Here is a 15,383-nt window from a genome sequence, read left to right as displayed (position 1 = left end):
GGTCCCGGGGCCCGGTTTGAGGGGCGGGGTACTCAGACCCGCCGCAGCACCGCCACGACCTTGCCGAGGATGGTGGCCTCATCGCCGGGGATCGGCTGGTAGGCAGCATTGTGCGGGAGGAGCCAGACGTGCCCGTCCTCGCGCTTGAAGCGCTTGACGGTGGCCTCGCCGTCCAGCATCGCCGCCACGATGTCGCCGTTCTCCGCGACGGGTTGGCGGCGGACGGTGACCCAGTCGCCGTCGCAGATGGCTGCCTCGATCATCGAGTCGCCGACGACCTTGAGCACGAAGAGCTCGCCGTCACCGACCAGCTGTCGGGGGAGCGGGAAGACGTCCTCGACCGACTCCTCGGCGAGAATGGGACCACCGGCGGCGATCCGGCCCACGAGCGGCACGTACGAAGCCGCGGGCTTCCCCGACGTGTCCGTCGGCTGCGCGCTCGCCTGGTCCGATCCCCGGACCTCGTAGGCGCGCGGACGGTGCGGGTCGCGGCGCAGGAATCCCTTGCGCTCGAGAGCCATCAGCTGGTGGGCCACCGACGAGGTGCTGGAGAGCCCCACCGCCTGCCCGATCTCCCGCATGGACGGTGGGTAACCGCGACGCTGCACGGAGTCCCTGATCACCTCGATCACACGCCGCTGCCGATCGGTCAGCCCCGAGCTGTCCGCCCTGATACCCGGAGGTCGGCCGGGCAGCGAGCGCGTAGGCTTCGGCGCCTCAGGGTTCGTGCCTGAGTCATTCATGGCGTGCACCGACTCGAGTCGGCCCTGACCGCGAGTGCGGTCCTGGGCGGTGATGGTGGCGCTGTCTGCGGTGGTGGTCATGGCGGCCCCTCTCGAGATGTTCTCCCTAGCTGGACAACGGTAGTTGCTTTCGAAAGGTTGCGCCAAACACACGTTCGAGTGAAAAAGCCGGAAAACGCTGACGCGGTCATGTGCTCGGGTGTAGTGCCAGGAAATCGAACAGCGGGCATTTCGGTTGATTGCCGTACTGCTCACGGTCGCGCCGCCGTGCTGGGCCGGCGCGGGCAGTCTGCCACTCGAGGCCCGGCGTGAGGCGGAGGGACCCCTGTCCCGTACGCTCATGGCGCCGCGGGGCTCGCGACACGCTTGATGTCGATTGTGCGGCCAAACCCCAGATCTAGTGGTTGGATTGCATCAGCAGCCCACAAGTTGTGGTCCTGAGTCTTTCGGAGGCTCCGGCATCACCTATGCTGGAGGCTGCTTCGAGGGGGCCTCGGTCCCCTGGTGAGGCCATTCAGTCGTGCTGTGAGGGAGGGTTGGGAGCCATGCACTGTCCCTTCTGCAGGCACCCCGACAGTCGGGTCGTCGACAGCCGCACCACCGACGACGGCACGTCGATCCGCCGGCGGCGTCAGTGCCCGGACTGCACGCGTCGATTCACGACGGTGGAGACCTGCTCGCTGATGGTCGTCAAGCGCAGCGGGGTGACGGAACCTTTCAGCCGTACCAAGGTCATCAACGGCGTACGGAAAGCATGTCAGGGGCGCCCGGTCACGGAGGACGCCCTCGCCCAGCTCGGCCAGCGGGTCGAGGAGGCGGTACGGGCCACCGGCAGCGCCGAACTGACCACGCATGACGTGGGTTTGGCCATACTCGGCCCCTTGCGTGAGCTCGACCTGGTCGCGTACTTGCGTTTCGCGTCCGTGTACCGGGCCTTCAACTCGCTCGACGACTTCGAAGCGGCCATCGAGGAGCTGCGCGCCCAACGGGGCGGCGGCGACGGTGAGGGGCAGGGCGCCGAGGGTGAGTGCGGCTCAACCGGGACCGCCGAGGTCCCCGTGCCCGCCACAGCGGCCGACTGAACCGGAGCCGGCGCGATCCGGCGGATTCAGCGGCGATCGAGACCTGTCAGGGGCGGCCTCAGCGGCGCTCAGGGCATCAGAGACAACATCGTGCCACGGGAAGAACGCGGCACTTCAGGGCGTTTTAGCCCGATACAGGGAGGCGGCATGACAGAGACGACGAGTGGTCCGGCACGGGGTTCCCGCAAGGGATCCAAGGCAGCGACAGCTGCCCGCCGAGGCCTGCGCATCGAGCGAATCCACACCAACCCCGGCGTGCACCCGTACGACGAGGTCGAGTGGGACCGCCGTGACGTCGTCATGACCAACTGGCGCGACGGCTCGGTCAATTTCGAGCAGCGTGGCGTCGAGTTCCCCGGCTTCTGGTCGGTGAACGCGGTCAACATCGTCACCAGCAAGTACTTCCGGGGTGCCGTGGGCACGCCGCAGCGGGAGACCAGCCTGAAGCAGCTGATCGACCGGATCGTGAAGACCTACCGCAAGGCCGGTGAGGACAACAGCTACTTCGCCTCGGCCGACGACGCGGAGATCTTCGAGCACGAGCTGGCGTACGCCCTCCTGCACCAGATCTTCAGCTTCAACTCCCCGGTCTGGTTCAACGTCGGAACGCCGCAGCCGCAGCAGGTCTCGGCCTGCTTCATCCTGTCGGTCGACGACTCCATGGACTCGATCCTCGACTGGTACAAGGAAGAGGGGATGATCTTCAAGGGAGGCTCGGGCGCCGGTCTGAACCTCTCCCGGATCCGCTCCTCCAAGGAGCTGCTCTCCTCCGGCGGCAACGCCTCCGGACCGGTCTCCTTCATGCGCGGCGCCGACGCCTCGGCCGGAACGATCAAGTCCGGTGGTGCCACCCGTCGCGCGGCCAAGATGGTCATCCTCGACGTCGACCACCCCGACATCGAGGGCTTCATCGAGACCAAGGTGACGGAGGAGGAGAAGATCCGCGCCCTGCGCGACGCGGGCTTCGACATGGACCTGGGCGGGGACGACATCACGTCCGTCCAGTACCAGAACGCCAACAACTCCGTGCGTGTGAACGACGAGTTCATGAAGGCCGTCGAGTCCGGCTCCAAGTTCGGTCTGCGTGCGCGGATGACCGGCGAGGTCATCGAGGAGGTCGAGGCCAAGAGCCTCTTCCGCAAGATGGCCGAGGCCGCATGGGCCTGTGCCGACCCCGGCATCCAGTACGACGACACCATCAACGCCTGGCACACCTGCCCGGAGTCCGGCCGGATCAACGGCTCGAACCCCTGCAGCGAGTACATGCACCTGGACAACACCTCGTGCAACCTGGCGTCGCTGAACCTCATGAAGTTCCTCAAGGACGACGGCAAGGGCAACCAGTCCTTCGAGTCCGAGCGCTTCTCGAAGGTCGTCGAGCTGGTCATCACGGCGATGGACATCTCGATCTGCTTCGCGGACTTCCCGACGCAGAAGATCGGTGAGAACACCCGCGCCTTCCGCCAGCTCGGCATCGGCTACGCCAACCTCGGCGCCCTGCTGATGGCCACCGGCCACGCGTACGACAGCGACGGCGGCCGCGGACTGGCCGGTGCCATCACTTCGCTGATGACCGGCACCTCGTACAAGCGCTCCGCCGAACTGGCCGCGGTGGTCGGTCCGTACGACGGTTACGCGCGCAACGCCGCCCCGCACAAGCGCGTGATGAAGCAGCACGCCGACGCCAACGGCAAGGCCGTCCGTGTCGACGACCTGGACACCCCGATCTGGGCCGCCGCCACGGAGGCCTGGCAGGACGTGGTCCGTCTCGGCGACAAGAACGGCTTCCGTAACTCGCAGGCCTCGGTGATCGCGCCGACCGGCACCATCGGTCTCGCGATGTCCTGCGACACCACGGGCCTCGAGCCCGACCTGGCGCTCGTCAAGTTCAAGAAGCTCGTCGGCGGCGGCTCGATGCAGATCGTCAACGGCACCGTGCCGCAGGCGCTGCGCAGGCTCGGCTACCAGGAGGAGCAGATCGAGGCGGTCGTCGCCCACATCGCCGACAACGGCAATGTGATCGACGCTCCCGGCCTGAAGCCGGAGCACTACAGCGTCTTCGACTGCGCCATGGGCGAGCGCTCCATCTCCGCGATGGGCCACGTCCGGATGATGGCCGCGATCCAGCCCTGGATCTCCGGTGCGCTGTCCAAGACGGTGAACCTGCCGGAGACGGCGAGCGTCGAGGACGTCGAGGAGGTCTACTTCGAGGCCTGGAAGCTCGGCGTCAAGGCCCTCGCGATCTACCGCGACAACTGCAAGGTCGGCCAGCCCCTCTCCGCGAAGAAGAAGGAGAAGGAGGTCGAGGAGATCGCCGAGAAGACCGAGGACGCGCTCCGCGGCGCCGTCGAGAAGGTCGTCGAGTACCGTCCGGTCCGCAAGCGTCTGCCGAAGGGCCGTCCCGGCATCACCACCTCGTTCACCGTCGGCGGTGCCGAGGGCTACATGACCGCCAATTCCTACCCGGACGACGGTCTCGGCGAGGTCTTCCTGAAGATGTCCAAGCAGGGCTCGACCCTCGCGGGCATGATGGACGCCTTCTCGATCGCCGTCTCGGTCGGTCTGCAGTACGGCGTTCCGCTGGAGACCTACGTCTCGAAGTTCACCAACATGCGCTTCGAGCCGGCCGGTATGACGGACGACCCGGACGTGCGGATGGCGCAGTCGATCGTCGACTACATCTTCCGTCGGCTGGCGCTCGACTTCCTTCCGTTCGAGACCCGTTCGGCGCTCGGCATCCACTCGGCCGAGGAGCGTCAGCGGCACCTGGACACCGGTTCGTACGAGCCGGCCGAGGACGAGGTGGACGTCGAGGCTCTCGCCCAGTCCGCCCCGCCCGCCCAGGAGCTCCTGAAGTCGGTCGCGGCACCGGGCTCCGAGCCCGCGCCGCAGCAGGCGCACACCTCGGCCGAACTGGTCGAGATGCAGCTCGGTATCAGCGCGGATGCTCCGCTCTGCTTCTCCTGCGGTACGAAGATGCAGCGCGCCGGCTCCTGCTACATCTGCGAGGGCTGCGGCTCGACGAGCGGCTGCAGCTAGAACGGGCGGTAGTCGGACGCAAGGTTCGATGTAGCTCGCTCTGGTAGCTGATCGGAGTTCACGAAGGGGACCGGCCGTGTGGTCGGTCCCCTTCGTCGTGCCGTCGTGCCGTTGTGCCGTCGTGCCTGAGACCAACGGTCGGCACCCACTTGGCTCCGTGGGGCTATGGGAGTCAGGAGGAGCCGGAGCCGCCCATCAGGTCGGCGAAGGCGCTCGGATCGGCGTCGAACCCCTGGTAGATCTCCCGCATCTCCCAGGTGTCGTCCTCGTCGCGGACGAACTCGGCCACCGTGGCCGAACGGGCGTTGGGGATGTCGGTGAACCCGTGTTCCAGCAGGTCGACGTGGTCTTCCCTGATACGTACGCGCACATTGCCGACGTCCCCGAACACCAGCTCTCCGCTGGTCTGTTGGATCGTCACCCCGATGACGACGCGTGCGTAGGTGGACGCGAGCCGGTCCAGCTCGAGCGTCATCACCTCGTCGAACCCGAAACCCTGTCCGGTCTTGCTGTCCCGGTTGAGGGTGATGGTGCCGTCCGGCGAGCGGCTGTCGAAATGCACCAGGTATTCGGGCCGCCCGGACGTGTCCTCGGTCGTGTACGTCGCGGCGACGATGTCGAGGTCGTGCGGCGGCTCGCCCTGGCCGCTGGGGTCCCAGGCCAGGCCCACTTCGACCTTGGCGAGCCCCTTACTCAGACTGCTCATCACACTTTCCTTCCCCCTCTGTGGATCAGAGCTGCCACGCAATCACACGGTGGCGCACTCTGTGAACTGCACCATCTTGAAGGGTCGTTGGAGAGGATCCTGCTCTGCTCCGGCACCGTACGATGGCTCGGTGCTGGTCAAGTGGATTCGTTGCACCGTGGTGGACCGTCGGGGATTCGAGCGGGGGCAGCGGAAGTGGGCTGGGCTTCTGGGGGAGCCGGGGTTCCGAGCGCAGGGCGGGGGGTGGAGCAGGGCAGCGCCGTCGGTTGTGCATGTCTTCGCGTTCTGGGAGAGCCGTGCCTTCTACGACTCCTTCATGGCGCGCTCCCACGACCGGCTGCACGCCGCGCAGGCCGGTACGTACAGGGACCTCCGGACGAAGCTGTTCGACTACCGCTTCGATGTGAAGACCGGGTTCGAGCCCCGCTTCAGCGACGCCGATGTGCTGCGGGTGGCGCACTGCCGCGTGCATGCGGACCGGGTGGAGCACTTCGCCCACATGCAGGAGAAGGTGTGGAATCCGGCGATGGCGGGATCGCCGGGGATGGTGCGCGGCCTGTTCGGCGAGGCGCCGGGGCACGAGTTCGTGGTGCTCTCGATGTGGCAGTCCGCGCAGGAGTTCGGCAAGTACCGCGCGGACCGCGTGGAACGGCTCTCCGTGCGAGCACAGACCGATGCAGATGTGGCGTCCGTCACTGGGGATGTCGTCGAGCTCGAGCCCTCCTGGACGATCTGATCCGCGCTGCCGCTCTGCGCCGGTGACTTCTCGTCGACGTGGCGGGTGGAAGCGTTGGGCAGGGGCGATCGCGCGATTGTCGGTGCCGCGAACTAGGGTTTCCGCATGGCACGACCCCGGCGCATCGTCCTCGTCCGGCACGGCGAGTCCGAGGGCAATGCCGACGACACGGTGTACGAGAGGGAGCCGGACCATGCTCTGGCCCTCACCGCGAAGGGCCGCGGGCAGGCGGAGGAGACGGGAGCACGACTCCGGGAGCTGTTCGCGCAGGAGCGCGTCAGCGTCTACGTCTCGCCGTACCGCCGCACGCACGAGACCTTGCAGTCGTTCGCGCTCGACCCCGGCCGGATGCGGGTCCGCGAGGAGCCACGCCTGCGCGAGCAGGACTGGGGCAACTGGCAGGACCGTGACGACGTCCGTCTGCAGAAGGCGTACCGGGACGCGTACGGGCACTTCTTCTACCGCTTCGCGCAGGGCGAGTCCGGGGCCGATGTGTACGACCGTGTGGGCGCCTTCCTGGAGAGCCTCTTCCGTAGCTTCGAGGCGCCCGACCACCCGCCGAACGTTCTGTTGGTGACCCATGGGCTGACGATGCGGCTGTTCTGCATGCGCTGGTTCCACTGGTCCGTGGACGAGTTCGAGGCGCTGTCCAATCCAGGGAACGGCGAGGTCCGGATTCTGCAGCTCGGAGCCGACGGGAAGTACACCCTCGACCGGCCCTTCGAGCACTGGCGGACTCCCGAGCCTTACGGGCACACCGGATAAGGTGGGTGAGCGATGATCGCTTACTCGTCTTCCGACCGGCGCCTGGAGCGCTCGCTGGCCTCGCTGCGCGGGCTGGCGGTGGGGGATGCCCTCGGCTCCCGGTACTTCGTCCCGGCGAACTACAGCCTGCTGCAGCGACGTGAGGTGCCCGAAGGTGCCTGGCCCTGGACCGATGACACCGAGATGGCCTGCTCCGTCCTCGCGGTGCTCGCCGCGCATCACCGGATCGACCAGGACGAACTGGCCCAGGCCTTCGCGACACACCAGGACCGGGACCGGAAGTACGGCCAAGCCGTCGACCGGCTCCTCGCACAGGTGCGGGACGGGGGAGACTGGCGGGCGCTGGCGGCCGCACAGTTCAAGGGCCAGGGCTCGTGGGGGAACGGCGCGGCGATGCGCGTCGCCCCGATCGGTGCCTGGTACGCGGACGACCCAGAGCAGGCCACCCACCAGGCGGAGATCTCCGCGTACCCGACGCATCAGCACCGCGAGGCAGTCGTGGGCGCCATGGCGGTGGCCGCTGCCGCGGCGATCGTTGCGGCAGGGGCCGAGCCGCCCACCCCGGACGAACTGCTCGGCGCGGTGATCGATCTGGTCCCGCGCAGTGCGGTCGGCGCCGGGCTCCGGCGCGCACGCGACATGCTCGACTACAGCGACCCGGTGACCGTGGCGGCGGTGCTCGGCTGCGGTCGGCGTACCACCGCGCATGACACGGTGCCCTTCGCTCTCTGGTCGGCGGCCCGGAGCCTGGGGGATTTCGAAGCCGCCTTCTGGGACACCGTCCGGGTCGGCGGCGACATGGACACGACCTGCGCGATCGTCGGCGGGGTGCTCGCCGCGGGTACGGGCGGGGCGCCGCCCGCGGCATGGGTGGAGCGGACCGAGGAGCTGCCGGAATGGCTGCCCTCGAAGGTGTCCTGAGCCGGTCGACTCCGGTGGATCGACGGTTCTGCGTCTGAGCGGGCGACGCGTTTCGCGCCTACGCGCCTGACTGCGTATCCGTCTGTCCTGACTCCGGCGGCCGTCACGGTCGCGCCACAAAGAGTCGCAGGGGCGGGCGCCATCCCCCCGTGACGGGGCTACTCTGTGGCGCCACACCGTCTGTTGATCATGGCGGGCGGGTACAAGAGATGCCGCTCATCGTCGGCAGCACGGGGCGGGGCGGCCGGGAGGGGGTCCCGTGTCAGAAGCGAAGCACGAACCGTCCGGAGGGGAAGAGTCCGGTCGGCAGCCGTCCGGCGAGGAAACAGCAGCCGGGGGGCGGGCCGACGAGGAGAAGGCGCGGGCCGTCGAGGGGCTGTCGCAGGGGAAGCAACCACCCGGCGGCGAGGACGCGGCAACCGCCGACGAACCCTCCGGCACCGAGGTGCCGTCCGCCAGGCGCGAGCCCGCCGACGCCATCCCGGCAGCCGCGGCACCACCGGGGCAGTCCGGACGCGCGCACTCCGGAGTCCGGCCAGAGCCGCAGCACGGCGCCCGGGCAGTCGCCCGGCGAACCACCGGCCACCGGGACAGCTGGTCCTATCCGGCCGAAGCCGGAGGCTCGCACCCCACTTGGGCCGACCGAATAGCGGCCGATGCGCCGGCGCCGATCCGGGTCGCGACGCTCTGGGCCGCGCTCGGCACCGCCGTACTGAGCTCATTGCTCCTCGGCGAGGGCCTCGCGCTCAATCTGCTGATCGTCGCGGTGCCCGCGGCTCTGGCCGTGTTCTTCGCCGGGCAGGCGGCCGGTCGGCGTCCGCGGCCGCTCACCTGGCTCTGGGCAGCCGTCGGCCTCGGGCTGCTCGTGGTGCCGGCGCTGCGCGATGCCGGATGGCCGTCGTTCCTGGCCGTCGTCGCGGCGTTCGGTATGGGATCACTCGCCGTGCACGGCAGCCGTACGTGGCTCGGAGCGCTCCTCAACCCACTCGGGGTGATCGGAGCCTCCGGTTCCGGCGTTGCCTGGGCGTGGCGGGGGCTTCGTGACCGTGTCGGCTCCGGACACGGGCGCGCGGGCCCGGTGTTGCGGGCGGTGGTGGTGAGCGCGGTTCTGCTGATGGTCTTCGGAGCGCTTTTCGCGAGTGCGGATCAGGCGTTCAGTAGCTTGCTCAGCGGGCTGATCCCCGACACTTCTGTATCCGACGGGCCTTGGCGGGTGCTCCTGTTCGCGCTCGGAGCGCTCCTGGCGCTGGCCGCGGCACACAGCGCGGCCGCCCCGCTGAGCTGGGACCGTCTCACGGTGGCGCCCGGCCGCCCACGCGGCCGACTCGAGTGGGCGCTGCCGCTGGTCGTGCTGAACCTGCTCTTCGGCGTCTTCAACGTCATCCAGCTCGCCGTCCTGTTCGGCGGATACGACGCGGCGCTGCGCCAGGGGCTGACGTATGCGGACTACGCCCGACAGGGCTTCTGGCAACTGCTCTTCGCGACTCTGCTCACCCTCTTGGTGATCGCTCTCGCGTCGCGCTGGGCACCGCGGGGTGATCGCACTCTGGTCCGCGGCATCCTCGGTACGTTGTGCGGGATGACGCTGATCGTGGTGGCGTCGGCCCTCCGCCGCCTCGACATGTACGTCGACGCCTACGGACTCACCCGGCTACGGATCTCGGTGATGGCTGCGGAGATCTGGTTCGGCGTGGTGATCGTGCTGATCGTCGCGGCCGGGATCTGGGGAGCGCGCTGGCTGCCACGTGCCGTTGTGGTGTCGGCTGCGGCAGGCGTCCTCGTGTTCGGCCTCGTATCGCCCGACGGGCTGATCGCGGAACGCAATGTGCAGCGCTACGAGGACACCGGCCACTTCGATCTGGAGTACGCCCAGGGGTTGTCGGCCGATGCGGTGTCGGCCTTCAAGTCCCTGCCGGAGCCGCTGCGTTCTTGCGCTGTGAGCGGAATTGTCGACGGGCTCGGCGCCGAGCGGAAGCCCTGGTACGCCACCAGCCTCGGTGAGGCCAGGGCGCGCCGTGTCGACGCCAAGCTGCCGGCTGGGGGAGATCGCCAGGCTTGTGCGGACGCGTCACCCGACGGTCCCACCGGGTCGGATCGCGACAGCTACTGAGCGCGGGTGGCCGGCGGGCGGTCGACGCCGGCCACCCGATGGACCGTCATCCTGTCGAACACCGCGCGATGAGTGGGGCGAGTACGGCAAGGGAGCGGGAGGTGGGGGCAGTTTCGAGTGAGCTCCTCCTGCTTGCCCGGTGGCCGGATGGTCAGGCGTAGGAGCGTCGTCCGTGCTGTCGGCCGTGGCGGGACCGGAGGCCGACAGGAACGGCCTCGGGGTTCACGAATGCGACGGCTGTTTCGTGGTGCGCCCCGACACCTGATCGTCGTCGGTGCCGTACGGCCGTTGGGCTGAGGTGGGAGCCGTCGCTTGCACGCCGTCTGATTCCGTGAGTTGAGATCGTGGTGAAGGTGGCGGTCGCGTCGCCGTCCGGCACCAATGACGCACGGCTCTGACGTGTACGAAAGTGAACGGCGCTGCGGCGCGGGCCGCCCCGATGGTCGACGAACTGTCGGCGTCGTCACGCCCTGCGACCTCCGGGCGGAGGCGCCCCTTGCAGGGGATCCGAGCAGAGTCGGGTCGGCGTTTCGTGAGCGGTGGGAAGTTCCGATCCGGGCCGGGGTGTCATCGCGCACGGGAGGCGGCGTAACCTGATGACGCCATGCCGTACGAAGCACCCACCCACACCGTCGAGCGCTCACTCCGCGCCACGACCGGGGCCAAGATCATTGCCGGTGTCGACGAGGTGGGGCGGGGGGCCTGGGCCGGTCCCGTCACGGTCTGTGCCGCGGTCACCGGCCTGCGTCGCGCGCCTGAAGGGCTCACCGACTCCAAGTTGCTCACCGTGAAGCGGCGCAACGAGTTGGCCGAGATCCTCACTGACTGGGTGACGGCTTGCGCACTCGGTCATGCTTCCCCGGAGGAGATCGACGCGCTGGGTATGACCGCGGCTCTGCGTCTCGCCGCCGTACGGGCGCTGGACTTGCTGCCGGTACGTCCCGACGCCGTCATCCTCGACGGGAAGCACGACTATCTCGGCGACCCGTGGAAGGTGCGCACCGTGATCAAGGGCGACCAGTCCTGCATCGCAGTGGCGGCGGCCTCCGTCATCGCCAAGGTGCGGCGCGATGCCATGATGGCCGAACTGGACGCGGACTACGCCCCCTTCGGCTTCGCGGCCAACGCGGGCTACCCCTCGCCGGTGCACAAGGCGGCCCTCGCCGAGTCCGGCCCTACCGAACACCACCGGTTGTCGTGGTCGTACCTCGACGCGCTGCCCCAGTGGCGGCACCTGAAGAAGAACCGGGTCCCGGCGCCCCGCCCTGCCGCCGCGGAAATCGAGGGGCAACTCGGCTTCGATTTCTGACACCATTGCCGGTCGCACGTATGTGCCACCCGCCGATGCGACTCGCACCGGCGTTTGATAGACAACCAACCATGCCTCTCATTCCCGAGGAGCCTCAGATTCCCGAGAGCGCCCAGGGTCCCCGCACGAATTCGGCCAGCGGCCGCAGCGTGCCGACCCCCCGCCCCGTACCCGGCCCCCGTCCCGCGGCAGCTTCGCGCCCCGGCCGTCCGGGCCCTGCTCAGCCCAAGCCTCCGGCCCAGCGCAGCACGCGCGATTCGGCCAGGCCGGCTCCGGCCGCACCTGCTGCTCCGGCGGCCGCGGCGGCATCCGATTCCCCGCAGATCCAGCTGATTCCGGCCTCTGTCGAGGGGGCACTTGCCGCAGCCGAGGAAGCGGTCGACCTGCTTCTCGACTCCGGCCGTCCGCCCGGCGACGTCCTGGTGATCACCACGGGTGAGTTGCATCCGTGGGCCACGCATGAGCGTTCGTTCGGCGACAGTGCCTACTGGGCGCAGCACGACGCGCGCGACGACGTGTTCCACGCCGGTGCCACGGACCTGGCCCGTGCTTCGGTCCGGCCCGTGGTCGTCGTCGCCCTCAACGGCGGTGACGACAGTGCGGCCGCCGCAGCACTGCCGCTCGCCCTCGGGCGGGCGGAGGCTCTGCTGATCGTCTGCGGCGACCCGCAGCGGATCAACTCCGCGCTCGGCGTCGGCGTTTGACACCTCTGCCGCGCGGCCGGGTCTCCCGGTTGTGCGGCAGAGGTGACGGCTCGACGGTGGCCGTGCCATCGGCCACGCCGCAGCCCCTTGTGTTGGGCCGCGACGACAACCCGCGCGAAAGCGCGCTCGTCACATCGCGGTCGCGCGTCGGAACGGCTCGATGCCGCCGCCTCCGAGCCGGCCCCGCGGTGCCTCCACTCCGGTCGGCGGCTCACGGTGCTGTGGCGGCCTCGAAGCAGAGGCGTCAGTTTGCCGTCGGGACGCCTCGGCCTGAGGGCGACGGCCGCTGCGCCCCTCACCCAGAACCCGCCAGCCTGCGCGGGTCAGCGTGATGTACGCGCCGCACCGCAGCCCGTGCAACGTGCAGGCGTCGCGCAGCCCCCACATCCAGGCGCCGTCCTCCTGCGTCCACTGCTCCTCGCCGTCTCTGCAGTAGAGGAGCACGGCCGTACGCACCGGTGTGCGCCGCCGCAGGTCGTGCGGGATCACCCGACGGAGCTGGGACAGTAGAGCGTTGCGGAACACCCAGCCGTCCGCTGCGTCGGCGCGTTGGGTGAAGGACGCGCTCGCCCTGAGCCGTTCCTCCTGGTCGAGCACCGCCACGACTGCTGTTCGCGGTGGCGGCAGATGCCGCGCGTGCAGCCCGGTGACCACCTCGCGCGGATCTCGTAGCAGCGGGATCCCGGCGGCGGCCCACTCGGCGGGCTCGAGCGATCTGGCCAGTTGGTTGCTGGAGTCGGAGGGCATCCCGAAGGAACCTGGAGCTCGAGGCGTCGGCTGTCCTGCGGACGGAGCGAATCCGAAGGTCACGGTCCTCCCTTCGGCTACGCGCCCACACCTGCGGGCGAGGTCTGACTGGGAAGCGCACCACGGCACAGCCCTGCCGGGCCACGGACGAGCCACGCGGGGAGCGACTTCAATTCTCGCCGCCCGACTCGCTTGCGGCAACGAGCAATTGGCATCGCCGACCGGAATGTGTGAGTGCGGCACCAATATCCCTGCCCGCGCGCCGCCCTGGTGACGCCCGCTCATCCCTGGACGGCGAGGACCAGCGGCAACACCCCCTCTGCTCCGCTGCGCAGGAGAAGCCGGGCCGCCACAGCGAGCGTCCAGCCTGTGTCGCTCATGTCGTCCACCAGGAGCACCGGTCCGCCGGGTGCTCCTCGCAGGGCTGCTGTCAGTTCGTCCGTGACTTCCAGGGCGCCGTCGAGCGCGCGCAGCCGCTGGGCGCTGTTGGACCGGGGGACAGGTGCCTCCAGGGCGCCGGGCGCGTAGGAGAGCGAACCAAGGAGCGGCATGCGTCCCACGGTGGCGATGTGGGAGGCCAGAGAGCCGACCAGCTGTGGGCGGGTGTGGGAGGGCATGGCGACCACACCGACCGGGCGGGGCGTCGAGGCGTCGGCGGTCGCCCAACCTCCGGGCCCCTTGGCCCAGTCCGCCAGTACCTCGACGACGGCGCGCGCCACGTCGTCGGGCACGGGGCCGTCGGGGGACTGCGTCGCCAGCATCGGCCGCAGGCGATTGCCCCAGCCGATGTCGGAGAGCCGACCGAGGGCCCGGCCCGTACCCGCCTGCTCACCGGCGGGGATGCGGCCCTTCAGGCCGACTCCCACTGCGGCGAGGCCGGTGGGCCACATCTTGCGCGGGTCGAGTTCGACACCGGCGCGCTCCAGCTCGCCGCGGGCGGAGGTCAGCGCGGAGGATGCGACATCCGTGGTGAACCGAGCGCCCTTGCAGTTGTCGCAGCGACCGCAGGGCGTGGCCGCTTCGTCGTCCAGTTGGCGGCGCAGAAACTCCATGCGGCAACCGGCGGTCGTCGCGTAGTCCCGCATGGCCTGCTGCTCCGCCTCCCGCTGCCTGGCCACCCATGCATAGCGCTCGGCGTCGTAGGCCCACGGTCGGCCGGTGGAGATCCAGCCGCCCTTGACCCGCTTCACGGCGCCGTCGACGTCCAGCACCTTGAGCATCGTCTCGAGCCGGGAGCGGCGCAGTTCGACCAAGGGTTCCAGCGCAGGAAGCGACAAGGGGCGGCCTGCCTGGTCCAGCGCGTCGATGGTGCGGCGCACCTGCTCCTCCGGAGGGAAGGCGACCGAAGCGAAGTAGCGCCAGATCGCCTCGTCCTCGCGGCCGGGCAGCAGCAGGACTTCCGCATGCTCCACGCCGCGGCCCGCACGGCCGACCTGCTGGTAGTACGCGATCGGGGACGACGGGGACCCGAGGTGCACCACGAAGCCCAGGTCGGGTTTGTCGAAGCCCATTCCGAGGGCGGAGGTGGCGACCAACGCCTTGACTCGGTTCGCCAGGAGGTCGTCCTCGGCCTGCTGCCGGTCGGCGTTCTCCGTACGCCCCGTGTACGACTGGACCGGATGGCCGCGCTGGCGCAGGAAGCTCGTCACTTCTTCGGCCGCCGCCACTGTGAGGGTGTAGATGATTCCGGACCCCGGCAGATCCTCAAGGTGCTCCCCGAGCCAAGCCAGCCGGTGTGCGGCGTCCGGGAGTTGCAGGACGGACAGGCTGAGGCTCTCCCGGTCGAGAGGGCCGCGCAGCACCAGGGCGTCCGTGCCCTGGCCCGTGCCCAGCTGCTCCGCGACGTCCGCGGTGACCCGGGCATTGGCGGTGGCGGTCGTCGCCAGCACGGGCACGTCCGGCGGCAGGTCCGTGAGCATGGTGCGAAGGCGCCGGTAGTCGGGCCGGAAGTCGTGGCCCCAGTCGGAGATGCAGTGTGCTTCGTCGACGACGAGCAAGCCGGTGGCGGCTGCCAGCTTGGGGAGTACCTCGTCACGGAAGTCCGGGTTGTTGAGCCGCTCGGGGCTCACCAGGAGGACGTCGACCTCGCCGGCGGCGACCTCCTGCTGCACCGTGTCCCATTCCTCGTTGTTCGACGAGTTGATCGTCCGGGCGCGGATGCCTGCTTTGGCGGCCGCTTCCACCTGGTTACGCATCAGGGCGAGGAGCGGGGAGACGATCACCGTCGGTCCGGCGCCCTGCTCCCGCAGCAGCGCTGTGGCCACGAAGTACACCGCTGACTTCCCCCAGCCCGTGCGCTGTACGACCAGGGCCCGTCGCTTGTCGGCGACCAGGGCCTCGATCGCGCGCCACTGGTCCTCGCGCAGCCTGGCGCGGCCGGTGGGGTCGCCGACGAGTCGAGCCAGTACGGAGTCGGCGGCCGTGCGGAGTTCTTCGTTGCTCATGTGTCCATGCAACCCGATGGGTCCGACATCCGGCCAATGCTCTTCGGGATCTGTGGACAAGTCTGAGCATGCCCATG

General features: G+C 69.4%; 12 protein-coding genes. 8 read left to right on the top strand and 4 right to left on the bottom strand.

What is annotated here, in order from left to right; genetic code table 11:
- Nucleotides 1-32: 32 nt before the first annotated feature.
- Nucleotides 33-824: a transcriptional repressor LexA gene (lexA, locus tag DSC45_RS30870; RefSeq protein ID WP_119295301.1), complete on the bottom strand. Its 792-nt coding sequence runs from the start codon at nucleotides 822-824 to the stop codon at nucleotides 33-35.
- Between the two features lie 464 nt (nucleotides 825-1,288).
- On the opposite strand from lexA, the gene nrdR reads away from it, so the two are divergent.
- Nucleotides 1,289-1,825 (top strand): transcriptional regulator NrdR, encoded by a 537-nt coding sequence (gene nrdR, locus DSC45_RS30865; RefSeq protein WP_119295300.1) that lies wholly within the window; start codon nucleotides 1,289-1,291, stop codon nucleotides 1,823-1,825.
- A 147-nt stretch (nucleotides 1,826-1,972) separates the two neighbouring features.
- Nucleotides 1,973-4,864 carry a vitamin B12-dependent ribonucleotide reductase gene (locus DSC45_RS30860; protein WP_119295299.1) on the top strand — a complete coding sequence of 964 codons (2,892 nt, stop codon included), beginning with the start codon at nucleotides 1,973-1,975 and terminating at the stop codon, nucleotides 4,862-4,864.
- 172 nt (nucleotides 4,865-5,036) lie between these two features.
- Here DSC45_RS30860 and DSC45_RS30855 read toward each other — a convergent pair whose 3' ends face one another.
- Nucleotides 5,037-5,612: a TerD family protein gene (locus DSC45_RS30855; RefSeq protein ID WP_276145481.1), complete on the bottom strand. Its 576-nt coding sequence runs from the start codon at nucleotides 5,610-5,612 to the stop codon at nucleotides 5,037-5,039.
- A gap of 88 nt (nucleotides 5,613-5,700) precedes the next feature.
- On the opposite strand from DSC45_RS30855, the gene DSC45_RS30850 reads away from it, so the two are divergent.
- From DSC45_RS30850 to DSC45_RS30825, 6 genes are all read left to right on the top strand, one after another.
- Complete coding sequence (locus tag DSC45_RS30850; RefSeq protein ID WP_119295297.1) at nucleotides 5,701-6,306, top strand: YdbC family protein; 606 nt, start codon at nucleotides 5,701-5,703, stop codon at nucleotides 6,304-6,306.
- Between the two features lie 105 nt (nucleotides 6,307-6,411).
- On the top strand, nucleotides 6,412-7,071 hold the full coding sequence (locus DSC45_RS30845) for a histidine phosphatase family protein (RefSeq protein ID WP_119295296.1): 660 nt from the start codon (nucleotides 6,412-6,414) through the stop codon (nucleotides 7,069-7,071).
- Nucleotides 7,072-7,083: 12 nt separating this feature from the next.
- Complete coding sequence (locus DSC45_RS30840; protein WP_119295295.1) at nucleotides 7,084-7,992, top strand: ADP-ribosylglycohydrolase family protein; 909 nt, start codon at nucleotides 7,084-7,086, stop codon at nucleotides 7,990-7,992.
- Nucleotides 7,993-8,638: 646 nt separating this feature from the next.
- Nucleotides 8,639-10,102 carry a DUF4153 domain-containing protein gene (locus tag DSC45_RS30835; RefSeq protein WP_240434952.1) on the top strand — a complete coding sequence of 488 codons (1,464 nt, stop codon included), beginning with the start codon at nucleotides 8,639-8,641 and terminating at the stop codon, nucleotides 10,100-10,102.
- A gap of 604 nt (nucleotides 10,103-10,706) precedes the next feature.
- The gene (locus DSC45_RS30830; protein WP_119295294.1) at nucleotides 10,707-11,411 is read left to right on the top strand and encodes a ribonuclease HII; all 705 of its coding nucleotides are present in this window, start codon (nucleotides 10,707-10,709) and stop codon (nucleotides 11,409-11,411) included.
- Between the two features lie 71 nt (nucleotides 11,412-11,482).
- Nucleotides 11,483-12,115: a hypothetical protein gene (locus DSC45_RS30825; protein ID WP_119295293.1), complete on the top strand. Its 633-nt coding sequence runs from the start codon at nucleotides 11,483-11,485 to the stop codon at nucleotides 12,113-12,115.
- 129 nt (nucleotides 12,116-12,244) lie between these two features.
- Here DSC45_RS30825 and DSC45_RS30820 read toward each other — a convergent pair whose 3' ends face one another.
- Together DSC45_RS30820 and DSC45_RS30815 are read right to left on the bottom strand one after the other, a co-directional pair.
- Nucleotides 12,245-12,925, bottom strand: coding sequence for a hypothetical protein (locus tag DSC45_RS30820; RefSeq protein WP_119295292.1), 681 nt, complete (start codon nucleotides 12,923-12,925; stop codon nucleotides 12,245-12,247).
- Nucleotides 12,926-13,143: 218 nt separating this feature from the next.
- The gene (locus DSC45_RS30815) at nucleotides 13,144-15,306 is read right to left on the bottom strand and encodes a RecQ family ATP-dependent DNA helicase (RefSeq protein WP_119295291.1); all 2,163 of its coding nucleotides are present in this window, start codon (nucleotides 15,304-15,306) and stop codon (nucleotides 13,144-13,146) included.
- Nucleotides 15,307-15,383: the final 77 nt, after the last annotated feature.

Source organism: Streptomyces sp. YIM 130001, from assembly GCF_003574445.1.
In the GTDB taxonomy this organism is placed as follows: domain Bacteria; phylum Actinomycetota; class Actinomycetes; order Streptomycetales; family Streptomycetaceae; genus Streptomyces.
This window is presented reverse-complemented; position numbering and strand designations above follow the sequence as displayed.